Annotated in this window: 20 protein-coding genes, 1 tRNA gene and 1 pseudogene; 13 read left to right on the forward strand and 9 right to left on the reverse strand. The window is 63.2% G+C overall.

Features of this window, described 5'->3' with window-relative positions:
- Positions 1–23: 23 nt before the first annotated feature.
- Positions 24–947 (forward strand): DMT family transporter, encoded by a 924-nt coding sequence (locus tag G5B40_RS17035; protein ID WP_165101097.1) that lies wholly within the window; start codon positions 24–26, stop codon positions 945–947.
- Positions 948–950: 3 nt separating this feature from the next.
- Here G5B40_RS17035 and pyk read toward each other — a convergent pair whose 3' ends face one another.
- A complete protein-coding gene (pyk, locus tag G5B40_RS17040; RefSeq protein WP_165101100.1) occupies positions 951–2,396 on the reverse strand; it encodes a pyruvate kinase in 1,446 nt (481 codons plus the stop codon).
- A gap of 127 nt (positions 2,397–2,523) precedes the next feature.
- On the opposite strand from pyk, the gene G5B40_RS17045 reads away from it, so the two are divergent.
- On the forward strand, positions 2,524–3,312 hold the full coding sequence (locus G5B40_RS17045; RefSeq protein ID WP_165101103.1) for an N-formylglutamate amidohydrolase: 789 nt from the start codon (positions 2,524–2,526) through the stop codon (positions 3,310–3,312).
- A 29-nt stretch (positions 3,313–3,341) separates the two neighbouring features.
- Positions 3,342–3,632, forward strand: a complete 291-nt coding sequence (locus G5B40_RS17050) for a DUF1244 domain-containing protein (RefSeq protein WP_165101106.1) — start codon at positions 3,342–3,344, stop codon at positions 3,630–3,632.
- Between the two features lie 31 nt (positions 3,633–3,663).
- Here the strand turns inward: G5B40_RS17050 and G5B40_RS17055 are convergent, their stop codons facing one another.
- Positions 3,664–4,059 (reverse strand): DUF2147 domain-containing protein, encoded by a 396-nt coding sequence (locus tag G5B40_RS17055; RefSeq protein ID WP_165101109.1) that lies wholly within the window; start codon positions 4,057–4,059, stop codon positions 3,664–3,666.
- Between the two features lie 148 nt (positions 4,060–4,207).
- Here G5B40_RS17055 and hisA point away from each other — a divergent pair, with 148 nt between their 5' ends.
- The gene (gene hisA, locus G5B40_RS17060) at positions 4,208–4,930 is read left to right on the forward strand and encodes a 1-(5-phosphoribosyl)-5-[(5-phosphoribosylamino)methylideneamino]imidazole-4-carboxamide isomerase (protein WP_165101112.1); all 723 of its coding nucleotides are present in this window, start codon (positions 4,208–4,210) and stop codon (positions 4,928–4,930) included.
- A gap of 12 nt (positions 4,931–4,942) precedes the next feature.
- On the opposite strand, the gene G5B40_RS17065 is transcribed toward hisA, so the two are convergent.
- Positions 4,943–5,410, reverse strand: coding sequence for a DUF302 domain-containing protein (locus tag G5B40_RS17065; RefSeq protein WP_246209593.1), 468 nt, complete (start codon positions 5,408–5,410; stop codon positions 4,943–4,945).
- A 342-nt stretch (positions 5,411–5,752) separates the two neighbouring features.
- Here G5B40_RS17065 and hisF point away from each other — a divergent pair, with 342 nt between their 5' ends.
- From hisF to G5B40_RS17105, 8 genes are all read left to right on the forward strand, one after another.
- The gene (gene hisF / locus G5B40_RS17070; protein ID WP_165101114.1) at positions 5,753–6,514 is read left to right on the forward strand and encodes an imidazole glycerol phosphate synthase subunit HisF; all 762 of its coding nucleotides are present in this window, start codon (positions 5,753–5,755) and stop codon (positions 6,512–6,514) included.
- Positions 6,511–6,831, forward strand: coding sequence for a phosphoribosyl-ATP diphosphatase (locus G5B40_RS17075; RefSeq protein WP_165101117.1), 321 nt, complete (start codon positions 6,511–6,513; stop codon positions 6,829–6,831). The genes hisF and G5B40_RS17075 overlap by 4 nt, the downstream gene beginning before the upstream one ends.
- Before the next feature lie 130 nt (positions 6,832–6,961).
- Positions 6,962–7,037, forward strand: a tRNA-Thr gene (locus G5B40_RS17080).
- Between the two features lie 715 nt (positions 7,038–7,752).
- Positions 7,753–8,856, forward strand: coding sequence for a polysaccharide biosynthesis protein (locus tag G5B40_RS17085; RefSeq protein ID WP_165101120.1), 1,104 nt, complete (start codon positions 7,753–7,755; stop codon positions 8,854–8,856).
- Positions 8,856–10,007 carry an NAD-dependent epimerase/dehydratase family protein gene (locus tag G5B40_RS17090; RefSeq protein WP_165101123.1) on the forward strand — a complete coding sequence of 384 codons (1,152 nt, stop codon included), beginning with the start codon at positions 8,856–8,858 and terminating at the stop codon, positions 10,005–10,007. Before G5B40_RS17085 ends, G5B40_RS17090 begins: the two co-directional genes overlap by 1 nt.
- A gap of 468 nt (positions 10,008–10,475) precedes the next feature.
- Complete coding sequence (locus G5B40_RS17095) at positions 10,476–12,050, forward strand: glycosyltransferase (RefSeq protein WP_165101126.1); 1,575 nt, start codon at positions 10,476–10,478, stop codon at positions 12,048–12,050.
- Positions 12,051–12,064: 14 nt separating this feature from the next.
- The gene (locus G5B40_RS17100; protein ID WP_165101129.1) at positions 12,065–12,481 is read left to right on the forward strand and encodes a UDP-N-acetylglucosamine 2-epimerase; all 417 of its coding nucleotides are present in this window, start codon (positions 12,065–12,067) and stop codon (positions 12,479–12,481) included.
- Positions 12,478–13,734, forward strand: coding sequence for a putative sugar O-methyltransferase (locus G5B40_RS17105; protein ID WP_165101132.1), 1,257 nt, complete (start codon positions 12,478–12,480; stop codon positions 13,732–13,734). Before G5B40_RS17100 ends, G5B40_RS17105 begins: the two co-directional genes overlap by 4 nt.
- Positions 13,735–13,963: 229 nt before the next feature.
- Here the strand turns inward: G5B40_RS17105 and G5B40_RS17110 are convergent, their stop codons facing one another.
- From G5B40_RS17110 to G5B40_RS17125, 4 genes are read right to left on the reverse strand one after another with little or no spacing between them, the layout of a single operon-like run.
- A complete protein-coding gene (locus G5B40_RS17110) occupies positions 13,964–15,427 on the reverse strand; it encodes an AAA family ATPase (protein WP_165101135.1) in 1,464 nt (487 codons plus the stop codon).
- On the reverse strand, positions 15,424–16,410 hold the full coding sequence (locus G5B40_RS17115; protein ID WP_165101138.1) for a Gfo/Idh/MocA family protein: 987 nt from the start codon (positions 16,408–16,410) through the stop codon (positions 15,424–15,426). The genes G5B40_RS17110 and G5B40_RS17115 overlap by 4 nt, the downstream gene beginning before the upstream one ends.
- A complete protein-coding gene (locus tag G5B40_RS17120) occupies positions 16,407–17,030 on the reverse strand; it encodes an acyltransferase (protein WP_165101141.1) in 624 nt (207 codons plus the stop codon). The genes G5B40_RS17115 and G5B40_RS17120 overlap by 4 nt, the downstream gene beginning before the upstream one ends.
- The gene (locus tag G5B40_RS17125) at positions 17,027–18,163 is read right to left on the reverse strand and encodes a DegT/DnrJ/EryC1/StrS family aminotransferase (RefSeq protein WP_165101144.1); all 1,137 of its coding nucleotides are present in this window, start codon (positions 18,161–18,163) and stop codon (positions 17,027–17,029) included. Before G5B40_RS17125 ends, G5B40_RS17120 begins: the two co-directional genes overlap by 4 nt.
- Before the next feature lie 612 nt (positions 18,164–18,775).
- Between G5B40_RS17125 and G5B40_RS17130 the strand changes: the two genes are divergently transcribed.
- A complete protein-coding gene (locus tag G5B40_RS17130; protein WP_165101147.1) occupies positions 18,776–18,994 on the forward strand; it encodes a hypothetical protein in 219 nt (72 codons plus the stop codon).
- Positions 18,995–19,148: 154 nt separating this feature from the next.
- Here the strand turns inward: G5B40_RS17130 and G5B40_RS17135 are convergent.
- Positions 19,149–19,982 (reverse strand): annotated as a pseudogene (locus tag G5B40_RS17135) (IS5 family transposase).
- 163 nt (positions 19,983–20,145) lie between these two features.
- Positions 20,146–25,716: a DEAD/DEAH box helicase gene (locus G5B40_RS17140; RefSeq protein WP_165101149.1), complete on the reverse strand. Its 5,571-nt coding sequence runs from the start codon at positions 25,714–25,716 to the stop codon at positions 20,146–20,148.
- Positions 25,717–25,723 lie beyond the last annotated feature (7 nt).

Below are 25,723 nucleotides of genomic sequence, written 5' to 3' on the forward strand. Positions count from 1 at the left end.
CAGTGAGCCGCAGAGGGACGCCCATGTCGCCGAGAATGGCCTACCTTCTCTGCCTCGTCGGCGTCTGCGGCCATGCGTCGTCCGAGTTTGTCGCCAAGCTGGCGGACACGCCGGGACCGGAATTCACTGTCTGGCGCTTCATGATCGGCGGCGCGGGGTTGCTCGTGATGACGCGGTTCTGGCCCGGCAATCACGACCTCGTCGGTCCGCTTCGGCGAGAGGGGCTCAGGATCACGCTCCTCTCCTGCCTCGGTATGGCGCTCGGCCAGCTTATCTTTCACTGGGCGCTGGATTTCACCTCCGTCGTTCAGGTCGCGACGATCGTCACCGCGATCCCGATCTTCTTCGTGATCTTCGACCGGCTGATCAACGGTGCGCCGCTTGCGCCGCCGAAGGTGGTCAGTGGGATCGGCGCCTTTCTCGCGGTCATTCTCCTGATGACCAACGGGGCGGGGCTCTCGACCGGTCCGGACGACCTGATCGGCACCGCGCTTGCGCTCGCCTGCGGCGGGCTGGGCGGGCTCTATCTGGTGCTGGCGAAGCCGCTGGTCGGCCGATACGGGCCGGTGCGCATGACCGCCTACACGTTCGTGATCGGGTTCTTCTTTCTCTATGTCGTCGTCGGCAGCTTCTGGGGAACCTGGGTCAACCCGATGAGCATCTTTGAGAAAACCGGCCAGCAGGTCGCCGGCATCCTGACCATCGGCCTCTGGAACACCGCCATCGCCATGTCCGCCTGGCTCGCCGGTCTGGCCGCCGCGCCGGACGGGCAGCGGGCGAATTATCTTTTCTTCCTGAAGCCGGTGATCGCGGCTTTTCTGGCGGTGGCCATCCTCGGCGACCAACTGACCCTGCTCCAGGTGCTGGCGATTCTGGCGATCTGCCTCTGCGTCGGCGTTGAATATCTCTGGACCCGCGCGCGCGGCGGGTGGCGACGGTCTGAGTGATCGCTAGTTCGGCTCGCCGGCGTAGATCTTCTTCACATCGCATGGCGCGACGCGCAGGATATTCGTCGTGCCCGGCGTGTTGAAGGGAACCCCCGCCGTCACCACGATGAAATCCGCCTCGGTCGCGAACCCGTCGGCCAGCACGGTGCGCGCCGCGCTGACCACCGCGAGCTTGAAGCGCTCGACTTCCTCCGTGACCGAGCAATGCAGCCCCCAGACCAGCGCCAGCCGCCGCGCGGTGGAGCGGAAAGGGGTGAGCGCGATGATCGGTGTGAACGGCCGCTCGCGGGCCATCAGCTGTGCGGTGGCGCCGGAATGGGTGAAGCAGCAGATCGCCTTGATATCCGTTGTCTCGGCCACCTCACGCGCGGCGGCGGTGATTGCGGTAGCGACCGCGTCGCCGGAGCCGGTGCGGCCATGAGTGATGATCTCGCGATAGGTCGGGTCGGCTTCGACCGCCAACGCCACCGCATTCATTGTCGTCACCGCCTCGACCGGATAGTCGCCCGCGGCGCTTTCGGCCGAGAGCATCACCGCGTCGGCGCCCTCATAGATCGCCTGCGCGACATCGGAGACTTCGGCCCGAGTCGGCACCGGGCTTTCGATCATGCTTTCCAGCATCTGCGTCGCGACGATCACCGGCTTCCCCGCGGCGCGGCAGCGCCGGACGATGCGCTTTTGCAGCGGCGGCACGTCAGAGACGGGCAATTCGACGCCGAGATCGCCGCGCGCCACCATGATTCCCGCCGAGGCTTCGATGATCGCATCGAGATCCTTAAGCGCCGCCGGCTTCTCGATCTTCGCGAGCACGGCCGCCCGGCCTTTGGCGAGCCCGATCGTCTCCTCGACATCGGCGGCGCGCTGGACGAAGGAGATGCCGAGCCAGTCGACGCCCAGGTCGCAGACAAACTCCAAATCGGCGCGGTCCTTCTCACTCAGCGCCGCCAGCGGCAGCACCACGTCGGGCACGTTGACTCCCTTGCGGTCAGAGATCTCGCCGCCGACGATCACTTCGCAATCGGCGCTCTCATCGTCGCAGGCGGTCACCTTCAGGCGAATCTTGCCGTCATTGACAAGCAGAGCGGCGCCCGGCGTCAGCGCCTTGAAAATCTCCGGGTGCGGCAATTCGGCTCTGCTGGCGCCGCCCGGCGCTGGGTCGAGGTCGAGCCGGAACGCTGCGCCTTCCTCTAGCATCTGCGGCCCGTCGGCGAATGTTCCGACCCGCAGTTTTGGGCCCTGAAGGTCGGCGAGGATGCCGATCGGCCGGCAGAGCTCATGCTCCACCTCCCGGATGATCCGGTGGCGCGCGGCGACTTCCTCATGGCTGCCATGGCTCATGTTGAGCCGGAAGACATCGGCGCCAGCCTCGAACAGCGCCTTGATCGTCTCGCGGTCGGAAGAGGCCGGGCCAAGCGTCGCCACGATCTTGACGTTGCGGTTACGGCGCATTTGTATCCCCTCGATCCGATAGGCTGTGGTTCGTCGGTCATAACCGGCGCCGCGCATCTTTCCTAGACCGCGGCTTCAAACCTCTCGCGTCGTTGATCGTCGCCCTGCCGGGCGCTATGCGGCGTGCATGAATGATTCAGTTCGCCTCAGCGCCGCCGGTGAAGATTCGCCCTTCGAGATTGTCGGCGCGGCCCGCGATCCTTCTTGGATCGTGCTATGCGATCACGCCTCGAATCGTGTGCCACCCGAAGTCGCCGGCGGCGACCTCGGCCTGCCGCCGGAGGACATGGCCCGCCACATCGCATATGATGTCGGGGCGCGTGGCGTCGCCGTCGCGCTGGCAGATGCGCTCGGCGCGCCGATGGTCGCGTCGCGCTTTTCGCGGCTAGTGATCGACCCCAATCGCGGCGAGGACGACCCGACGCTGCTGATGAAGCTCTATGACGGTTCGATCATTCCCGGCAATCGGGAGGCCGACGCGGCGGAGCGCGAGCGCCGGCTCGCGCTTTATCATCGGCCCTATCACGACGCGCTTGACCGGCTGATCGGCGCCGCCGTGGCGAACGGTGTCGCGCCGCGCCTGTTGTCCGTCCATTCCTTCACGCCGCAGCTTCGCGGCCGGCCGAAACGCCCGTGGAAGATCGGCCTGCTCTGGGATCGGGACGATCGGATATTCCGCCCGCTCTATGAGCGTCTGCTTGAAGAACCTGGGCTGACAACCGGTGACAACGAGCCCTATTCCGGCCATCTGCAGGGCGACACGATGTGGCGGCACGGCACGGCGCGCGGCCTCGCTCATGTGCTGATCGAAGTCAGGAACGACTTGATCCGGACCGAAGCCGAGCAGGCGCGATGGGGCCGTGATCTCGCGCGTTGGGCCACCGAGGCGATGGACGCGGAGGGCTCGGACGCCTAGATCGTGGGTAGGCTATGGGAGATGCAGCAATGGACGACCAGACCCGCCTTGAACTGGAGGCCGCCGCCTTCCGGCGACTTCGCGACCACCTGAGGACGCGGACCGATGTGCAGAACATCGACATGATGAACCTCGCCGGCTTCTGCCGGAACTGCCTCAGTCGCTGGTATCAGGAAGCTGCGAACGAGCGCGGAATCGAAATGACGAAGGAGGAAGGGCGCGAAGCCTTTTACGGCATGCCCTTCGACGAATGGCGCGCCCGGCATCAGTCCGACGCGACCGAAGCGCAAAAGGCCGCATTCGCCAAATCTCACGGCTGACGCTGAGGGGATCGGCTCCGTGGTCGCGCGCCTATTCGGCGCGCGTCCAGTTCTGCCCGCGGCAGAAGACCAGAAGGCACCCCTCGACCTCCAGCACGTCGCCGTTCAGCTCCATGCTGGCGGAATAGGTCTTGTCCTCGTCAGGAGCCCAGATTTCGCCGTCGTCCCACTTGTTCGCGCCATCGGGGGCCATGTCCGTGATGATCTGGCGGCCCAGGTTCTCATAGCTTTCTCTGGAGATCCCGGCCTTGTCGCGCGCGTCCACGATAACGCCGCAGAGCCTGTCGGCGCAGGGGCCGATATCGACCACCAGGTAGGAGCCTTCGTCATTCGCTTCGGTCTTCCATAGACCGGTGGGATCGGCCGTGGCCGCGGCGGCGGAGGTCAGCGCCGCGATCAGCGCGGCGACGGCGGTTTTCAGCTTCATCTCGATTTCCTCGGTTCCTGCGATGAAAAGGTTCCGTGAGGCGGGCGCGGGCGTCAAGCTTCGTCTCGCAAGGAGGGCGCGGTTTGCAGGCCGCCGCGAAACGGCTATGAGGCGGCCGACCGCCGCCGCCCGGCCAAGGAGACGCCGCATGATCCTATATCCCGCGATCGATCTGAAGGGCGGCGCCTGCGTCCGTCTCTGGAAGGGCGAGATGGACCACGCGACCGTCTTCAGCGAGAACCCGGCGGCGCAGGCGCAGGCCTTCGAGGCGGCGGGATGCGAGTGGCTGCATCTCGTCGATCTCGACGGCGCGTTCGCCGGCGCGCCGGTGAACGCGGCGGCGGTGGAGGCGATCCTGAAGGCGGTCGCCGTTTCCACGCAGCTTGGCGGCGGCGTGCGCGACCGCGCGACGATCGAGCGCTGGCTGGATCTGGGGGTCGCCCGTGTGATTCTCGGCACCGCCGCGGTGCGCGATCCGGAACTGGTGAAGGCGGCGGCGAAGGCGCATCCCGGCCGCATCGCCGTCGGCGTCGACGCGCGCGACGGCATGGCTGCTGTCGCGGGATGGGCGGAAGCGACCGACATTAAGGCGACCGACCTCGCCCGGCGTTTCGAGGACGCCGGCGTCGCCGCGATCATCTACACCGATATCGACCGTGACGGCGCGATGCAGGGGCCAAATGTCACCGCGACGGCGGCGCTGGCGCGCGCTGTCGGGATTCCGGTGATTGCTTCGGGCGGCGTCAGTTCGATGGACGATCTGCGCGCACTCAAAGCCTGCGGCGCGCCGCTCGACGGGGTGATCTCCGGCCGCGCGCTCTATGACGGGCGGATCGAGGTGGCTGCCGCCGCCGCGTTGCTCAAGACCTGATCCGGAACCGGCCTATTGGCCGGCGCCCGCGGCGGTGAGTTTCGCCAGCGCGCCCTGCATTTTCACGATGGAAGGGTTGTCCGCGCGCACGCCACGCCGTGTGGCCTGATCGGCGGGGTTTTCATAAGCAAGCCAGACATCGCCGGCTTCATCCTCGAACACCAGAACGCGAAGCGGCACTTCAAGGCCCATGGTCTGCGCCTCGACCATCGCGGGCGAGCCGATCTTCGGATTGCCGAAAAGCACCAGAGTGGTCGGGCGAAGCGGGATGTCGACCGAGGTCGCTCCGGCCTGATGGTCGATGACGATGAACACTTTCGCGCCAGCCGCCTCCGCCGCCTCGGTCAGCCGCGCGACCGATTGCGGAACATCGGCGTCGCTCTTGACGCGCAGCAACGCATCCGCCGCGTTTGACGAATGGGGGGCGATCGCGACGCAGAACAGGGCGACCGCTAGGGCGGGCAGGGACATGAGGCGCATCTGCACTCCTTGGTGGGATTTCGGAGGGTGCATCTTAGCAGGGCGCCGATGACCCGACACGCCATTTGTCGCGGAAAATCGCCTCCCGCCCGGGCGAGCAGCAGCCTGGCGGAGCAATCCCGGATCACAATGCTGCGAGCGCGTGCGGAGGGCGTCCTTCAGCACGTGAGTTTTGGCGATCCGATTGGCGCGGACGAGGGGGAATCGACGCTTTCGGCGGGACGGCGCGTCACGGATCCGCAGTCTCAGGCCCTCATGGTCAAGCTCGTTCGGCGCCACGGCCTTGCGCCGGCCGCTTCGGGCCGCAATAACCCACCCGAACGCCGCCGCTGGATCGCCGTCATGCTCAAGACCCGCATCATTCCCTGCCTCGACGTGAAGGACGGCCGCGTCGTCAAGGGCGTGAACTTCGTAGATCTGGTGGACGCTGGCGACCCGGTGGAGCAAGCCGCGGTCTATGACGCCGCCGGCGCGGACGAGCTCTGCTTTCTCGACATCACCGCGTCGGTGGACAATCGCGGCACGATCCTCGATGTCGCGCGCCGGACGGCGGAGCGCTGTTTCATGCCGCTGACTGTCGGCGGCGGGGTGCGAACGCTGGAGAATATCCGCGATCTCCTGCTCGCCGGCGCCGACAAGGTTTCTATCAACACCGCGGCGGTGAAGGATCCAGACTTTGTCGCCGCTGCGGCCACGAAATTTGGCGCGCAATGCATCACCGTGGCGATTGACGCCAAGACCGTCGCGCCGGGAAGGTGGGAGATTTTCACCCATGGCGGGCGTGAGCGGACCGGGATCGACGCCGTCGCCTTCGCGCGCGACATGGCTTCAAGAGGGGCGGGCGAAATCCTCCTGACTTCGATGGACCGGGATGGGACGCGCGCGGGGTTCAACGTCCCGTTGACCCGTGCGGTCGCGGATGCGGTTCCGGTCCCGGTGATCGCCTCCGGCGGCGTCGGAACGCTGGATCATCTTGTCGAAGGCGTCATAGCGGGCCACGCGTCGGCGGTTCTCGCCGCCTCGATCTTTCACTTCGGAACCCATACCATCGCCGAGGCGAAGGCGCATATGGCGGCCGCCGGCGTCGCGATGAGGCTTAGATGAACGATATCCTGAACCGTCTTGAAGCGACGATTGCGGCGCGCAGGGCCGCCGGCGACGCCGGCGCGTCGCACACCGCCGCGCTGCTGGCGAAAGGCCGGCGCGCCTGCGCTCAGAAATTCGGCGAGGAGGCGGTCGAGGCCGTGATCGCCGCCGCCGCCGGCGACCGCGAGGAGCTGGTTAAGGAGAGCGCGGATACGCTCTATCATCTTCTCGTCATGCTCGCCGCGCTCGATCTGCCGCTTTCCGAAGTCCTCGCCGAACTTGAACGGCGCGAAGGCGTTTCGGGCCTCGCGGAGAAAGCCGCGCGCGGCGGGTGAGCCGACGCGCAGCGCTCCTGCGCCCGTCGGCGATCCCGTGCTTGCATTCCCTTCTCCTCGCGGGTAATGAGCACGCCGTCCCGGATCGGACCTCTCCGGCCTGCGTTCGCGTGGCTGGTGCTGTGGAAACGCCGCTTTAGCTCAGTTGGTAGAGCATCGCATTCGTAATGCGGAGGTCGTCAGTTCGAGTCTGACAAGCGGCACCATCATTCATCAGAATTGTCGAAAAATTCGACGTTCGCTGCTCCACGTCAACTATTCACATCTTTCTATAACGGTGCGGCTTTTGATGTATTGAACTGAAGTTATGAAACTGCCGCGTATCTATCGTGCTATCTGGCGGTCGGGTTGAAATTATATGGCTTGTTCAAGTCTTTCTTGTGCGAATTGCGTTGGCGATATGCTCGGCGTTTGAATGGAAAGGTCTTCATTCAGTTCGGCATTGAGAATATTAGCCTTTGCTCCACGCCCGATCAACGCGTCGCTTCGTCCTCGGCTGTCGCGTGAGCGGCGGGGAAGTCGGATGGGACCGGTTTGAAGCTTGTCGAACATGTCCGCCGCCGGGCGTCCATCGTGATGTCTCGTCTCAGATGTTCACCGCGCATGATGTAGATCATCTTTGTGGAGCCAGGGGGCAGATGCGCGGCGCCGCGCGTATGAAACGTTGGAACGGCCGATGGTCCCGCGTCCGCGAGGTCCGCGCCGCGCGCCGGAAGTTGTCACGGCGGAAATTCGCGACCCGACGCCACTCGCCGCCCTGCAATACGGGCCAGACCAGGGGCGGAGAACCAAGGCGCGCAACGCCAACGGGAGCCGCCGGGAGCTGTCATGCCTGATTGACTGGGGGGTGGTTATTTTGCATAGCGCTCCCGCAGTTGGCCGCTATCCGAACGCCAGTCTATGAGGAGCGAGAAAATATTGATGCTCGACCATCGCGCGTATTTCAAGGGAAAGTCCGTCGTCGTGACTGGCGGAGTCGGGTCGGTTGGCCGGGAGATCGTCGATCGTCTGCGGTTGCTCGACGTCAAGCTGATCAGGGTGATCGACAACAACGAGAGCGGCCTCTTCGACATGGAGATGGAGTATCGGGCCTCCTCCAATGTCGATTTCTATCATTGCGATATCACCGACGAACGCGAGTTGCGGCGCACGTTTTCAGACATGGATCTCTGCTTTCATTGCGCCGCGCTCAAGCATGTCCCGTCCTGCGAGCGGAGCCCCTTTTCGGCGATCAGCGTCAATATCGAGGGCTGCGAGGTCGTCGGACGGGTGGCGGTCATGGAAGGTCTGGAGAAGGTCGTCTTCACCTCAACCGACAAGGCGGTGAACCCGACCAACGTGATGGGCACGTCGAAGCTGATGGGCGAACGGCTGTTCACCGCGATGAACTTCCTGCATTCCTCGAAGTCCAAGACCATCTTCTCCTGCACGCGGTTCGGCAATGTACTGGGCTCGCGCGGGTCCGTCGTTCCGCTCTTCACCCGGCAGCTTCAGCGGGGCGGCCCGCTCACCGTCACCGATGAGCGCATGACCCGGTTCGTGATGACCATGCGCGAAGCGGCCGACTTGGTGATCGAAAGCATGGCGCTGGCGAAGGGTGGGGAGGTGTTCATCACCAAGATGCCCGTGCTCCGTATCCGGGACCTAGCGCGGGTGATGATCGCGCGGATGGCGAAGGCATGCGGGCGCGACCCCGCGGCGATCGGCGTCAACGTGGTCGGCGCACGCCCCGGCGAGAAACTGTGGGAGGAGCTTTCGACCGACGAGGAAAGCAACCGGTTGCTGGAGAGCGACAAGTTCCTGATCGTGCTTCCGCCTGGCCACACGTCCGAGCAGCGCATGCATTATGTCTATGACGAGATCAACGTGTCGCCCAGTCATGTCGTATATCATTCGGATCGTTCCGAGCTGATGAGCGACGACGAGATCGCTGACATGCTTCTGCGCGAAGGCGTGCTGCCGGACGATCTGCGCGGCAGAGTCATGGCGACGGCCGGCGAGCGGACGAAAGAGGAGTTGGTCTGATGCGGGTTCTCATTCTCGGCGGCGACGGATATATCGGCTGGCCGACGGCGATGAAGCTCTCGGCGGCCGGGCACGAGGTGATGGCGGTGGACAATTACCTCCGCCGCCGGCTGATGCGGGAGATCGACTGCGGGGCGCTGTTCGAGGCGCCGAACCTGCATGAGCGGGCGCGCCATTGGGCGGCGAAGACGAAAAAGGACGTCGCCGTCCGGATCGGCGATCTGAACGATTGGACGTTCATTTCTTCGGTCTTCCGGGAGTTCGCGCCGGAGGCGATCATCCATTTCGCCGAGCAGCCCTCGGCGCCCTATTCGATGCTCGACCGCGCGACCGCCCGCCTGACGTTGGACAACAATCTCGGCGTCACCTTCAACGTCATCCACGCGATTGCGGAGTTCGCGCCGGAAGCGCATCTGGTCAAGCTCGGCACGATGGGTGAATACGGCACGCCAAATATCGACATCGAGGAGGGCTGGATCGAGATCGAGCACAAGGGCCGCAAGGGCAAATTCCTGTTCCCGCGCGCCGCCGGCTCACTCTATCACACCACCAAGGTGCTCGATACCGATCTGCTCTGGTTCTATGTGCGGATGTGGGGGCTCCGCGTCACTGATCTGATGCAGGGGCCGGTCTACGGCCTGACGACCGAAGAGACGGGTGATGACGACGCGCTCAATCCTTTCCTGAATTATGATGAAGTGTTCGGCACGGTGCTGAACCGGTTCATGGTGCAGGCGGCGGCGGGATATCCGCTGACGGTCTACGGCAAGGGCGGCCAGACGCGCGGCTATCTGCATCTGAAGGATGCGCTGCAATGCCTGCAGCTGGCTGTTGAGAACCCGGTCGAGTCTGGCGAGTTGCGGGTGCTGAACCAGTTCGTCGAGACGTTCAGCGTCAACGATCTCGCCGGCCATGTTCAACGCTCTGGTGAGCGACTGGGTCTCGATGTCAGGATCGAGAGCCTGCCGAACCCGCGGAAGGAAGCCGAGGAGCATTACTACAACCCGGTCCATACCGGCTTGCTGGATCTCGGGCTGCAGCCGAACAAGCTCACCGACGAGGTCATGGACGAAATGATGCGGGTCATCCTGCGCTACCGCGACGATATCGTCACCGAACGCATCTTTCGCGGCGTCAAGTGGAACAAGTAGCCCGGCTACCCACACATTGTAGCGACAGTGGCGGCGGCTACTGAGGCGGATACGCCTCACCGGGTCGCCGGGGATCTTCGGGCGCCGGCTTCCGCGAGCGCGCTATCAACGGGCTTCATGGCCGGCGGGTCCGAAGGCGATGGCCAGGCTAACTTCGAAGCGGGTCATGTCCGCCCAATGACGGTCTGACGCCGTGTTGCGCTGACAGCGCCAGAGCCTCTTTCGCCCTGTGGCTGGACATGCACAGGGCGCGGCAAGTGGTCGACACATGCCGAATTCGACGGCGTGAGGAAGGACTCGATCGGATACCGAACGAAATTGCAGCTTCCGATCCTTCGCTGCGCGACATAGTTTGGGGTGCTTGCGCCATAAGATGATGCTGAATGATTAGACGCGGGGCGCAAGCAGTCGCTTGGGTGAAACAGAAGACCAGATCCGCTATTCAAAGGTGCGCTGCCTTGGGAATTTATGGTTGATGAGATTGCAAGAACGTCGTCCGAAGAGTTTAGACGGACGCCCGGGCGGCCATATCGCCACGGCGGCGCGCGCCTTTTCCCCCGAATGCGATTAATGCGCGATCAAGGGTCGGTTTCCCGGGCGGATCCGCAGGGGAGCCAGGAAGAGCGTAAGGCGACGGCCGCACCCTCGTCGGTGTTTGCGCGACTCAAGGTGTGGCTCGCCAGCGTCGGGGATGGGCAGGCTCGCCTAAGGATGCGGATCAAGAGGATGGAGGCCGCGAGGCAAGACCAGCAGGCCCGCCTCGTCCGGCTGCAAGGCAGGCTGAGAGATCAGTGGACCCGCATCGCGGAGATGAAGGCTGAACTGAAAGATGAACGGAGACGCGTCGCGCAGGTGCGGCGCAAGCTGCGAAACCAAAGGGCTCGCGCCGAGCGGGCGCAGACGAGGCTACTCGCCCAGCTTAACCGGATCAGGCCGAATGCTCCGCTCAACCGGTATCTGACCTTCGCGCAGCGTGTCGGGGCGCGCGCGGAGGAATGCCGCGCCGACGTCTATCTGGCTCACGGGGTCCAGGCTCTGCCGGCGGTCGACCGACTGCGCGAGCTTACCGGCGGTGTCGCGGCCTGCGACGTGATCGAGATCCCCTCCTTCGCGGCCCGGGCTATTCCTTCGAAATGGGACCCGACTGTCCTCAAGACGATCGATCACGCCTTGCTGGGCTATCTGCAGGAGGCTGATTTCGCTCTGACCGTCGGATGGGCGCTGGGGGATATCGTCTCGAAGACGAACGCCGACATTCGGGTGCTGCCCAACTGGCGCAACCATGCCGAGCTCACGGTGTCGAACGAACTCCGTGAAGAGTTCGCTATCGGTCGCGAGGCGAAGGTGGTGTTGGCGATCAGCACGATCACTTCGGGCTTCGAGCAAGTGCTGGAGGCCTTCGTAAAGATGGACAGGGACTGCCATCTCGTCGTCGTTGGGACGTTCGCGCCGGTTGAATACGGAGAGCAGATCACCGCGTTGCGCGCCGCCCTGGGGCTGGAGGGCAGGGTGCATTTTCGCGGTCCCGTGCCGTATCAAAAGATGATCGAATATTGCGGCGGGGCCGATATCGGCCTCATCGTGCGCGACCCGTCCATCCCCAACAATTATATCTCCCTGCCCAATCGGGTCTTCGACTATCTCGCCTGCGGTCTGCCCATCGTCGCGCCGATGATGCCCGACATAGACAAGATTCTCAGGATCTACGATTGTGGCCTGAGCATTGACGATATCACCGCGGAGGCCTGGGCGGACGGCGTCGTCCGGGCGCTCGAGCGGCAGGACGAGATGCGCGCGGGCACCGTCGAGGCCAGCGCCCGGATGACCTGGGAGAACCTGGAGCGCGACCGGCTCCTGGACGTGTTCGGGCGCCCGTCCTCGGTCACCTTCGTGTGGTTCAACGACCTGACCCTGAACAACCGCACGATGCGCATGGCCACGAGCCTGACCCGACTTGGAGTGGCCGCCAAGGTGGCCTGCCCCATGTCCGAGACCTCCACCGTCCCGGATGGCGTCAGCGCCATTCCCTTTGAAAAATACTGACCAGGAACCGCAGAATGCCCAATGAGATCTGCGTCATCGTCGGCACGCGCCCCGGCATCATCATGATGGCCCCCATCATCCACGCGCTCCAGGCGGCGGACCACCCGCATTACGTTATCCATACCGGCCAGCATTACTCGCCCGAGATGGATGTTGAGCTCTTCGAGGATCTGGGCCTGACGGTGCCGGTTTATCACCTGAAGGGCGCGGCGGAGGCGCAGACCCATGCGACCAAGACCGCGCGGATGATGGAGGGCTGCGAAGCCGCCTTCCTTGAGCGGCGCCCGGGAGTCGTGCTCGTGAACGGGGACGCCAATTCGAATGTGGCGGCGGCGCTCGCGGACTGGACGCCGGTCTTCGGCGACGGGCGGGCGGCGGAGCGCATCGTGGCCCATTGCGCGCTGTTGCTCGAAGAAGGGATTCCGTCATGAAGGCGGCTCGCGGTCCGGGCGCCCGCCCGCTCAGGCCCGAGCAAGTCGCGCTCGACCCGCCACGCGATCGGCTGCGTGAGCTTTACGCGGCGCTGGACCAGAAACGCTCCGACTTTGCCGATCTCGAACGCTGGAACCTGTCTCCGCTGATAGGGCGGCCGGTCACGCCGGATGCGCCAGCCACCTTTGAGGAGATGCTCCCCCTCTGGGTGGGCTCTGTGGCCGAACGGCTTCAAGATGCGGACCGGATCGAGGCGTATCGGGCTTACCTCTCGCGTTTCGTGGAAAGAGCGACATTCGACGCCCTGCTGCTCGACTACGCCGGTTCGATTTCGCCAGGGGAAGTCACCGAGACCGATCTGAGCGCCATACACAGTCTCGTGCACCTCAAGCGGATCGTGGAGTCCCTGCCGCCGCGCGACGGACGCGTGGTGATCCTCGAAATCGGGGGGGGATTCGGGCTCCTGGGCGCGCTGGCTCATCGCCATATCGACGTTCCGCTGTGCTACGTCTCCGTTGACGCGGTGCCTGAATCCACCGCCTATTCCGAGGCGTATCTGAGGAATCTGGGACTGGATGTGGTCTATGCGACCGACGCGGAGGGACTCGCCCGGCGCGATTGCGATTGCGTGGTGGCCCCCGCCTGGGCCGCAGGACGCATAGCGCCCGGGAGCGTCGATGTGGCGATCAACTTCTCCTCTATCCAGGAGATGCCGGATCGGGCCGCGCGCGCCTATCTGGACGCTGTGCCGGTCTGGCTGCGCACGGGCGGGGCTTTCCTCTTCGCCAACTCGCGCGAGTTCTTCTACAAGCGAGAATACCTTCAGGGTCCCCCCCTCTATATCGAGTACAAGTCCTACTCTCCGCGCTCACGCACAACCGACTTTCCGATTGAAATCTTTCGGAAGCGCGTGGACGCGCCCGACTGGGTCGACGCGGCCCTTACCGCAGAGCGCGACTACTACATCGAGCTCAAGGCCAAGCTCGAGGCTCAGGTGGAGAAGGGCCGGACGGCGCTTGAGCCGCTGCGCGAGAGAATCGCGCGCCAGTCGGAGGCGATGCGGATCCGCGTGGAGACGACCCAGAACCTCAGAGCGCGCATTCAGGAGCTTCAAGAAAAGCAGAAGACGATGGCCGAGCGCGTCCAGGCCCTGACCCGCCGGGCGGAGAAGGCGGAGGCGGCGCTGACAAAGGGTTCATCTTCGAAACCGGCGCCCAAGGCCACCGCCAAGGGGAGCGACCCGAAGGCCTGACCGCTCGTCCCGAGCGCCTTCAGCCCGGCGTCTTTGCCGACCTCGCGCGCGGATCCGAATGTGCTGAGGTCAGCGGATGCCGTGCATGGCGAGGGAGCGCGGAGTCTTCGATGTCGGCGATCGGTGGGTCTGAGCCGGGCGGCGGCGCGCCGCGCCTCTCGCATGCGCCAAAGCCGGTCGATCGCGCCGCCCAGCAAATGGCGCCCGTGGGTCATCACTGGCTCTCGGGTCAGATCTGCGTGTTCGACGGCGCGCTCCAGGCCGGGCGATAGGTCAGATCCGCGGGCGTGCCGAACGTTTCCAACACGAAGGGGGTTTCGGGGTCGCCGCGGCGGATTCCGTCAACGATCCTCCAGTTTCGGCCCAGATACAGGGCTGGCCGGTTCGCGCGCACGATCGCGTCGAGTTGTCGCTTGATCCGGTTGCCGTGCCAGCGGAGCGAACTGTCGACGATCGCCACCTCCGCGCGGCCGCCAACCCCATCCAGGAACGCGCGCTCCCAACCAGGTCTGGCGAGCACGGGCGTGAGACGAACGGGCATCTTCAGCGCCGCGGCGATCGCCACCTCCCACGCATGCGGGTCGCGCGCCGCGCGCACGATGCGCAAATAGCCCTCCAGGCGCGGTTCACCAAGCACATCGGGCAGCTCGGGCACGCAGATCGGCGCGCCGAACGCCGCGAAATCAACCACTCGGTTCGGAAAGGAGGCCCGATGGTTGCCGATCTCGGGATCGAGCGTCACGAGGCCAAGCGTCGTGCGCGCGAGCACCGTTCCGTATGCTTCATCCTCGAGTTGGCCGAGAAGCATGATCCGTTCGGACATGCCGGAGCGCTCGATATGCTCCTCCACCTGCTGTTGGAATGTCGGGGGCGTGATTCGCCCCGCGACGACGCAGGCGGTTCCGTCCGCCGCGCCCGCGCGCACGGCTGCGATAAAACCGTCGAGCGCCGGCAACAGGGGACTGATCTCGTTCTGCATGCAGTTGATCGTGACGACGCGCTCGAACGGGGCGAGGCGGGACTCGATGTCAGGGTCAGGAACATAGGCGTTGCCAGTGTGCCATTGTCCCATAATGTCCGCCGCGACGCCGAGCCCCTCGCGCAGTTCGGCGGCGATCGTCGGGCTGACGGTCGTCACATGGGCGCAGCGCGTCAAGAGGTGCGCTTGCGTGGCCTGTGCGATCACGCGCGCGGTCAGGGGAGCCGTTCGGTGCGCCACGCGCTGGGTGTAGTCGCGCACCTCGAGCACGTCGCAGACCAGGCGCGCGCCTGTAAGCTCGGCCACCGCGGCGGCGGCGGGAAGCGATTCAAGCCCACGCGCGAAGACTACTGCGTCCGGGCTCAGACGGGGGGCGAGCATCTCGACGGCGGCATCGGCGACCTGCAACTGCTGTGTGATCAGCTGGGGCGCGGCTTGTGAACGTAGGCGGTCGAGTTGCGCTTTCCGGCGCAGGTCGCGGGCCCGGACAATGTCGAGCCGCTCGGTAAGGCGGGCGCATTTCGCGCGCAACCGGTCGACTTGCGCCTTGCGGTTTAGCTCACGCGCCCGGACAATGCCGAGCCGTTCGGTAAGGTGGGTGCATCTCGCGCGCAGGCGGTCGATCTGCGCCGCCTGCCGCGCAATGCGGTTCTCGCTCGTATTGTCGGGTTTGGCTCGGCTCCGGCCCAGGCCTATCCAGGTCAGGATCTTCAAATCAGACGTTCCATGGTGCGCATCACTTCGATCGAGCCGCGCATCGTGTCGGCCGTCTCGCTTGTCCCGTTCCGGATGTCGGCCACGAAAGCGCGCATCTGGCCACGGTAAAGATCGTGGGGCTGGGTCTCCATCTCAGTGCGCCCGGCGGGCCATTGGTCTCGGGCCTCCCTGAGGAAGATATAGCTCGCGTGCTGGGGCTGGATGGATCCGACGAAAGAGCCGTTGTCGCCATGAAGCTCGACATATTGCGTAAAGGACGGCGAGGTCAGATCCGCCTGGATCAGCACGTCGAGGCCGCCGTCGAACCTGAGCGAGGCGAGCACCCAATCCTCGGCGTCGACCTGATGGAGTTCGCCATGGATGCGCCGTTCGGGCCAGCGGAGCTGACGCTGGAGCAGTTCAACCTCCGTGGGAGCGCCGAAATACCACTGCGCGAGGTCGATCATGTGGACCATCATTTCGCGGGTCGCCCCGCCGCCCTGGGCCGCATAGTGCTTCCAGGGCATGGCGCTGCCGCGGCCCCCGATGCGGAAGATGGCGGATCCGAAGGTCCCCAGAGGCGACGCTCCGTCGCTCTGTCGCGCGGCGAGCGCGCGGCCCTGCCGCAATGTTGGAACCTGTCGGTAGATCCAGCCGACGGCGCCGGTCAATCCCGCGGCCTCGGTCTCGCGGATCAGGGCCTCGCCAGTGGCGACATCCTCGCACAAGGGTTTCTCGCACATCCAGTGGATGCCGGCGGCGACGCATTGACGGATGAGCGGGGCGTGCGAAGGGGTCGGCGTGCAGATCGAGACGGCGGTGACACCCGACGAGAGGAGCGCGGGAACGTCCCGGACCGCCGTCACCCCCAGGGCGTCGGCGAGCACTTGGGCGCGGGCCGGGTCGACGTCGCAGACGCGGATTTCATCCACGTCGGCCGCGCGGAGGCCCTTGATGTGCTTGGGGGCCTGTTTTCCACAGCCGATAATTCCGAAGATCATTGGGCGTCTCCATCCGCCGGTATCAGATCGCGCCACGAGAGCGCCATGTTGTCTTCGCGCAGCCGGTCCGGCAATGGCTCGATCCGGGCGGGCGCGCCGATCACCAGCGACATGGGCGGCGCGTCGCGCGTCACGATGGCGCCCGCGGCGACGAACGAGCCGCGCCCGATGCGCACGCCGGGGCAGATCGTGCAGCCCCCGCCGATGGTCACCAGGTCCTCGACATGAGCGCCCTGGGGGCCGTCGCGCAGGTAGGCGTCGCGCATCTTGAGCGGGTAACGGTCATTGGTGAAGGTCACGCAGGGCCCGATGAACACCCGGTTTCCCACTGACATGTGCGTGGGCAGGTAGCAGCCGGTCTCGATCTTGACGAAGTCGCCGATCGTCAGCAGCCCGTCGAGCACGGTGTTGGTCCCGATCACCACATGGTCCCCGATCACGGCGCCGCCGCGGATCGTGACGTGATGGCCGGTCTGCAGGTTCCGACCCGCCGTCACGCCGGTGTAGACGATCGTCCCGCGGCGCAGCACGCCCCCCGGCCCGAAACGGCTGGGCTCGGGGCCGCCGCCGGGCTGATCGACGATCGCGCCCTCCTGGATCTCGATGGGGGCGTCGCTCACTCCGCCAACTGCGCGACGGAAAGCGCGTCCCGGATAGCATCGCAAACGGCGTCGACCTGGGTCTCGCTCAGATACGGGTTCATCGGCAGGCTGACGACCTCGCGCGCGGCCTGTTCGGACGCGGGAAGCGAGCCTTCGCCGTCGCCATAGGCGCTGTAGGCCGGCTGCAGGTGCATCGGCACGGGGTAGAAGACCATCGTCGGGACGCTCCTCTCCTTGCACCCGGCCTGAAGCCGCTCGCGCTCGGTGGTGCGGATGGTGTACTGGGCCCAGACGCTCCGGCTGTCGGACACGCGCGCGGGCACGCGCACCACCTCCGCCAGCGCCGCGTCGTAGCGCTGCGCGACGCGCTCGCGGCTGGCCAGCTCATCCTCGAAGATCGAGAGCTTGGACGACAGGACCGCCGCCTGGATCGAATCCAGGCGCCCGTTCACGCCGACGCGCACCACGTCGTATTTATGCGCGCCCTTGCCGTGCGAGCGCACCGAGCGCAGGACGTCCGCCAGCGCGTCGTCATCGGTGAAGATCGCCCCGCCGTCGCCATAGCAGCCCAACGGCTTCGACGGATAGAAGGAGGTCGAGGTGATGTCGGTCATCGCGCCGACCATCGTCCCGCCCTTGCGCGCCCCGAAGGCCTGTGCGGCGTCGGCCACGATCTTCAGGTCCTCCTCGCGCGCCAGCGCGTTGAGCGCCGCGTAGTCGGCGGGTTGACCGAACAGGTCCACCGGCATGATCACCCGCGGCGTCAGCCGCCCGGCGGCGCGGGTCTGCGCGATCTTGGCGCGCAGATCGTCCATGTCGATCAGGAAGGTCCCCGGATCGACGTCCACGAAGACCGGCGCGGCGCCGGCCAGCAGGATCGCCTCGGCCGTGGAGGTGTAGGTGAAGGACGGCACGAAGACCGCGTCCCCCGCGCCCACGCCCATGGCCAGGAGCGGCATGAAGAGCGCGTCGGTCCCCGACGAGCAGCTGATCGCGTTGCGCGCGCCGGTATAGGCGCAGAGCTCCTCCTCGAACGCGGTCACGGCCGGCCCCATCACGTATTGCCCGCCATCGAGAACGGCGTGGATGCGCGTGTCGATATCGTCCTTCAGGCGCGCATATTGGGTTTTGAGGTCAATGAAAGGGATCATTTGGCTTCCTTGGAAAGTCGCTTCTTTCGCGTTGAGGGAGGAACATGAAACCGCAGTCGCCTAAAGAGCGACAAGCAGTAGGGGAACTTCCACGCCCAATACAGATGAGACGTCATCGGGATCGTGTTTCGGCTCTGGCGAGATCTTTTCGGCGGCGCACTCCGAGCGTGAGCGTTTCGGCTTCGTCAGATCGCGCGGCGGCCGCGCCCTGTTTGGCTGAACGTCCATGAGTGACTTTCACTTTTAGCGAGCGTTCGGGAGCGTTGACTCCCACAGGTTTGCGGAGCGAGGTTGCTGGGGTGCCGCGTTTATGATGCGTGACCGGCTTCGCTGCAAGGGTGTTGACAGCGCTGTCGGATGTGCCGTTCGTCCTTGGAACGGCGCATGGTCTCGGTGGGCTTGGTCTTCCGGAGCCCGAATGCCTTCGTCGGCTTGGTGAGTGCTCATGAGGCTCTTTCCGGGCGTCCAACTCACAAACCGTTTCGAGCGGGATGGTGACGATGCGGCGATCCCTGCCGTCGGTGCTTCAACGCCTCGCCCGGAAACCATCTTCAGCGCAATCGGCGGGCCGCCCAATTGGTCGCCAGTGTGAAAGCGAACGTGAAGTAGCTGGTGAAGCAGACCGAGCCGCGTCGTGAGCCTATCGTTGACGCGAATAGCCCGGCAATCATCTCCGCCTATGAAAAGCGGGTCGCCCAGCTGGAACAGGAAAAGCAGGTTCTGCTGGAACGCAATGAGAAAAGCGCCGCGCGGCAGAGCAGTTTCGAAGAAATGCACGAACTCTCGATGAAATTCCTTTCAAACCCTTGGAATATGAGGGTTTCAGGGTAGATTGAACCGGCCCGACTCGTCCGCGGTTGGCTTTCCCGAGTGGATTTCATGCGCCCGGAATCAGGAATTTCGAGCCGCAAACTTACTCATTCGATTCAGACTGTTAGGGGAGTTCGGACAAGGCAAAAATGTAAGAGCCTGGCTCGAAACTCGGTCAAACATAACAATACCTTGCGAGGCGTCTGGTGAGCAGTCGGATATGCGCGACGTTCGCCCACGCCTCGGACGAGGCGATGGATCGCTCCCAGTCCTTGGCGAGACGGCGGCATCTTCCAAGCCATGCGAAGGTGCGCTCGACAACCCATCGCCTTGGAATGATCTCGAACCCTTCGGCGCGATCAGATCGCTTGATGATCTCGATGCGCCAGTCGCCGAACCCGGTCAGGGCGCGGCGCAGTTTCTTCCCGGCATAGCCGCCGTCTGCGAAGACGTGGCGCAGCCACGGTCAGCGTCTGCGGATGGACGCCAGCACGAGCGGGGCGCCGTCGCGGTCCTGCACGCCGGCGCCGTGAACGACCAGGCCAACCATCAGCCCAATCGTATCGACCACCATGTGGCGCTTGCGGCCCCTGATCTTTTTCCCAGCGTCGTAGCCGCAAACCCCTCCCGCCTCTGTGGTTTTCACGCTCTGACTGTCGATCACGCCTGCGGTCGGAGACGCCTCGCGCCCCTCCAGCTCCCGTGACACCATCACCAGCGCATTGTTGAGTGCGGGCCAGAAGCCTTCGTCCCGCCAGCGGTAGAAGTAACGCTGCACGGCCGAAACAGGCGGAAACTCCGTCGGTAGATAGCGCCAAGGGCAGCCGGTCGAGGCGATGTAAAGGATCGCGTTCATCACCTCCCGCAGATCGGTCGTGCGCGGGCGGCCCAGACCGCGTCGATCAGGCATGTAGGCGGCGATCACCTCCCATTCCCGATCCGTCAGGTCGCTTGCATAGCGCGCTGACCGTCGCGCATATTCCGCGCGGGCGATATCATCCCAGGGCATCGGGCCTCCGTCAGTCGTTGCAAACCGACGTGAATCACAACCCTCTGATATCGCTCAACTCATTTCGGGGCGGGCTCTGAGGCTTCTGATATGCAATGCCGCCTCATACTCTTTTCCTTCATTTACACCTATCAACTCGATCATTGGCTGGCCTCATCCGCTCCTACAACTTTTCTCCCCGCAACTTTTGCTGCGTCCGGCGTGTCGCCTCGGGAAGATGAGCGCGGACCAGTAGTTCATTTTCGACAAGCACCTTGATCGCCCCACCCTGCAAACGATACTCGGCTACGCCCTTGTCTGCGGGATGGTCTGTTGTAAGAGGTCCGGATAGGGCAACTACGTGCTTTGCGCCCTTGGTGTCCTCCACCAGGATTGGTGCAACAATCGACCCGCCGCTATTTGTCGGGACTTCAACAAAAGTTTTTAGGTTCAAGCTCCCGTCATTCTGACGTTGGAGGTCGTTGGCGAGCAACTCTGTCGAGGACTTTATCCGTGCAGGGTGGAACTGGGGCTGCGCTCCGGTGAGGAGGTAGCTGATGAGTTCCGCTCCTACGTGTCTGTCGAGGTGACTGTGTTCGAACTTGTTCTTGAAGCTGCGCAGACACCGGTAGCAAGAGGCATCGCAGTTCTCGGGACAAGTCTGCAAGTGCTTGAGCGCAAGTTCAAAAAGCTCCAGACCGCGTTCGGCAACCTGGCTGGAGAACCCGGCCCCGCCGGGAAGCGTGTCATACAAGAAGATTTCGGCTTCGAGCCCGCTTGATCCCGCGGGCGTGAGGGCAGGCCGGTACTCTGCCATCAACTCGCCGGGTTCGATTTCCAGCATTAGGCAAGCGGCCTTTGCCAGCGCCTCGCTCACCGTTCGCAGGGCAACGCCCGTCTCGAAGCGGCCCGGTTTCAGATTCATTGGAGCGGTCACCCGCAAAGAGAACAGGGCGATATCAGTGATAAAGTCAGTCCCAAGCACAAGGTGACGGGTTGGGGACGTGCCGTCGCAAATGAGACTGTCGTCCTTGTCGGGATAAGGCTTCCTGTGGGGGCCGGACAGTATCGGCGTTTGAGTGCTGCTCGCCTCGATACGCCCGCACTTGACGCAGTAGGTGTAGCCCTCCTTGCCAGGACCTGTGTTCGATACAAGCAAGTGCTGTCGTGATTTCAGTCCGCGAATTCGATCATTCGTTTGAATCCAGCCGCCGTCTTCGGCTGGCGTTCCCATGGTCAGCTTTGCCCGTGTGGCATAGCTGGTCTCGGGCATGTCGTCCGGTGAAGTGACCTCGTCTTCGCTTATCGGATGCGCAAATCCCGGAGGCCTCATCCAGTTTCGAGCAGGGCCGAAGGTCGCTTCGCCGCCGCAGGCATTGCAATCGGTAATGTCATTGCGGGCGATCTCGTCCTGTCCCAAAGTCCTGGCGTAGCCGCATTCACTGCATTCCATGTAGATGCGGCGGGATTGCCAAGCCTCGAAACGCTCGTCCTTCATGACGGAATAGATGGCTCCGGAAGTATAGCACTTACTCGATATCCAGACCTGCTTGCCAGGCGCGTACTGCGACAAGGCAATTGGCAGACCCTGCGAGGGCGCAAACTTCATAATCGGACGATAGGGTGTCGAGCGCGATCTATCGAACACGTGGAATGTGGCGACATCGGTCGGAAACGCGTAGCGCGGAAGTTTACCGCAATAAAGCAGCCGATCAAGCAACTTGCCGGGTGCTGAGGCACCCATTGCATGGTCTTCGCCTTCTTCTGCCCCCTCTTCGGTTTCGCCTTCATCGTCTTCGCCATCGTCATCCGCGGCTTCGCCGTCAGCTGGTTTGATGGCTTCATCGATGGCTTCAAGGCAGTCCGCGACCATGGTTGAAAGCAGAACTATCCGGTCTTCCTCTTCCAGTTCTTTCGGAATCCACGCGGCTACGCGCGCCGCAAGTGCTGACTCGTTTGCTTTGAGCCAGACTTCCAGATCATCGCGGTTCAAGATCGAGCCCGGCTTTCTGAACTCATCGACCGTGCCCAGAACCGAAAAGAGATCATGGCGCTGCTCTGGGTCAATTTTCGGCAGCTTTGCCTGATGGTAGCTTTGAAGGAGAAACGCACGTATGTGACGACGGACGATTTCCGGGTTGTCCAGGGTCAGTTTCGGATCAACTACGTCACCGCGGATCATCCCATCCGGCTCGGAGAAGTAGTGTTCATCGTGGCTGTCGGAACTACCGAAAGCAACAACTGTGGCGACAGCATTGCCACGGCGACCGGCACGACCGGCGCGCTGCTGATAGTTTGCCCGACCTGGCGGCATATTGCGTAGAGCGACTCCCGAAAGAGCACCCAGATCGATACCCACTTCCATCGTTGTGGTACTTGAAAGGATGTCGATAGCCGTCATCTGTCGGCTACGTGCAAGTAGCTTGATGTCCTGAAAGAGAAGTTCGTTTTCCTCGGCCTTCGAGAACACGTCCTCGTTTTGCGGCGCGTTCAACTGAGCCGTATGTTCGGCAACAATGAGCGCCATGGGCTTTCTGGGAGGCGTACCGAGCGCCTCGATAACGGGGTTCCGGTAGTAGCCTTTGCGCGCCTGAAACACCGGATCAGTGTCCGGCAAGAGTTCGCGCGTTTGGATGCCGCCGCAATCAAGACAGTGACTCAGTCCGGGAACTGGTCTGTGTACGGATTTGCAGCTATCGCAGTGTATCCAATCGCCGCCAAACTGGAGACTGAGTTCACTGCCATTTAGCCGCCGTTTCCCTGCACCCATGTCCTGAGTGAATGTCTTTAGAAGAATGGGAAGCCATTTGTCCCTGTAGAGTTTCAGGGCCGCCTTGTCGGGCACAACAACCGACATGGCAGTGGGAAATGCACCCTTATCGCCTTTGACGGCGGTGCCGTCAGACCTGGACCGCTCCCACCAGACACCCGGCATCCTGCTAAGCCAGAAACCTTTTCGGCCATTCGTCCAGCATCTGATCCATGCACGGGCGAGTGCCACTTTTCCTTCCGGTGTTTCGGCTACGCCAGGGATGTCGGGGAGAGCTTCGAGTACCTTGGTGTGCTTCGCCTTCTCGGAAAGTGAAGCAAGCGCCAGCGCTTCAAACCCAAGAAACCTGTCGCCGAGGGAGGTGACGATATCTTCGAGCAACGCCTCCGGCGGACTCTCACCGCGCATTTCAATGAGAAGGCTCTGGAGCGAGAAGTCGTCATCGACATCGCCGTTGGCCACAGCCTCGGCAACTTTGATCTCGGCATCGAAGTTTTCAGCCGACTTCAACTCGGGACGAAGCCGGACTCCAAGTTCCTTGGAAGCCAAAAGGACTGCCAAATACAGGTCTTCAAGACACAGATTGTTCTTTAGAACATCAACCTTTTGCAGGCGATCATATCCCCACGCGATCATGGGCCGAAGTGAGTCGCGTACGGAGTACATTTGCAGGTTTGGAGCCAGGCGCGCTGCAACCTGTCTCGAGTCAGAGAACGCCAACACCTTACGGCCTTGCAGCGGAGCAAAGCTGGACTCTTCGACGGGGGCAGGAGGCTGAATCTGAATCTGACGAGCCACCAGCGCTTGGAAGGGCTGGTCGCCTTTGGTCTGGTGGTTCTGTACGGAACTACGTCCGAAGTTCGCGTCTCTGCCGCAAACACCACATGGCACGAACTGTCCGCGCGACTCCAAGCTCTTGTCGGTGTCGTCCTCTTCATCGGTTGCATCGGCCAACCGGTCACGCCTGATATAGACGCTGCGCATCCGTGATCCCATGACGGGCGGATTGAGGCGACCCGTTTCGAGATCATAGTCCGCTAGCTCTGCAACGCCTTCTTTCGAGGGTTCAACGAGTAGTAGATCAAGGGCAAGCAAGGGGCTTGTTTCGCCTGTCGCCATGCGGAGTTTCTGGCCGGGCTCAGACCAGAGCGCAGACGGCGTATCTACGTCGTCACTATATGCGCGGGCGTAGGCCGTACCGCAGTTCCTGCACGTAAAAAGTTCCAGAACACGCGCGCCGCAACCGCAGCGCTCGTGCGGCTGGGAGTACATTTTCCCGCAGATGCCGCTTTTGGCCTCTTCCTCCAGTTCGGAGCAGTCGGGGTCCATGCAAACCCACAGGCCAGGCAACCCGCGGAAGAAGTTGTGAATGCGGCAAGGAAGCAGCCCTGGCAAATGCGGTTCCGGCCTGGCCGTACTGCCAAGAGCCATCAGGTTTGTAACGGCAGTGTCGGCCACTTCCTTTGCCACCCCCGAGAACAGGAAGTCACCGAGGTCCGCAATCGGCTTTGCCTCTTTCATGGTCGTGTTGACGAGGCGGCCCATGGGGCCAAAATCATTCAGCGCATCATACAAGGCGCGATCTGCACTGCCGGATGCCTCTACCCCTCTATACTCCAGCAAAGTTTGAACAGCCGTAAGGCGCTGCTCTTCGTCTGGTGATTCCTGGAACGCTGTAAGATTTACCGATGCAAGAGCCTCTGCGTCTTGCTGGCTACCCTTTGAATCGTGGTCATTCAGTGCCAGGTCGCCTTGTATGGGCACGAACGTGTTTGCCGGAAGTCCGGAAAGTTGGGCACCGAACTCCGGCGCATAGGTTGGGCTCTTGAAGCTTGCCGTGGCGCAAATCACCTGGAATCTCTCGGGCGGCACTCCCAGCCGGTCGCGCAACCGTCTGATTAGAAGGCCGACCTCTGCGCCCGCAGCGCCGCGGTATAGGTGCGCCTCGTCAAGAACAATCAGGAACGTCTCGTTCTTGTTCGCAGCGAGCCATTCGCGTGTCCTGTCGAAGATTGGCCGTTCGACAGGCCGCATCAGCATGTATTCCAGCATCGAGTAGTTTGTTACGAGAAGGTCCGCAGGAGCCTCCTGTACCTCGTGCCGGGTCACGAGTTCGGTGTCATCCGGCTCCGTTACCGCCCGAATAAACTCGCCCGTCTTCCTGTCCTGCCAATAGCTGCCTTTTTCGCCGAACCACGACGCAAGGTCGGCCTTGGCTGGCCATTTTCCCTTTTCCTTAAGCGCTGCAAGAAGTTCCTTGGACGCTTCCCGCTCTTCGTCATCCTCGCTTTCGCAGCCGCGCAGGATTTCAACGTAGAATTCATCAAAAGCTTTGAGACGGAGGGAGTCTTTCTTCGACGTTCGCAGCCCTGCGTAGGGTGTCCGGCTTGTGTATCTGGCAAAGCGCGCAGGGCGGCCACACCAACTCTTAAACAGTTCGACAAGGCGCGGGTCGCCAAACAGGGAGCGCAAGCGCCCCAACTGGTCGTTGACGAGCGCGTTCATCGGATAAAGTACGAGCGCTCTCATTGCGGGGTAGTCGTGAAAACTCTTTGGGTTCTCTTTCGCTTCGCGCGCAAATTTCCCGAGAATGGGCAGAAGGAACGACTCCGTTTTCCCGGAGCCGGTTCCCGTCATTATCACGAGATTCTTCTTTTCTATCAGGCTTCCTTGTATCGCCTGGGCCTGATGGCTGTAGGGCGGATCGTACAGAAGGCGGGAATGCTCGCCGTCCTTCTTCGACAAGGTGGTGTATGCTTCGAGCGCCGCTTGCGGGATATTCTCTATGTCGGAAAAATTCGATCCGGCCTGGTACCGTGGTGTCGATTCCAGATAGGGGACCTGGTATATTACACCGGCGCGATCCAAAAGTTCTTGCCTTTGCGCAATCAGTTTCGGCGCGCTGATGTGGTAGGTTGCCTCGATATAGTCCGATAGCGAACCGTGCAACTTTTCGATTGTTTCGTGAATTGTCTGCTGTGTCACTGGCTCG

This window comes from Pikeienuella piscinae (genome assembly GCF_011044155.1).
In the GTDB taxonomy this organism is placed as follows: domain Bacteria; phylum Pseudomonadota; class Alphaproteobacteria; order Rhodobacterales; family Rhodobacteraceae; genus Pikeienuella; species Pikeienuella piscinae.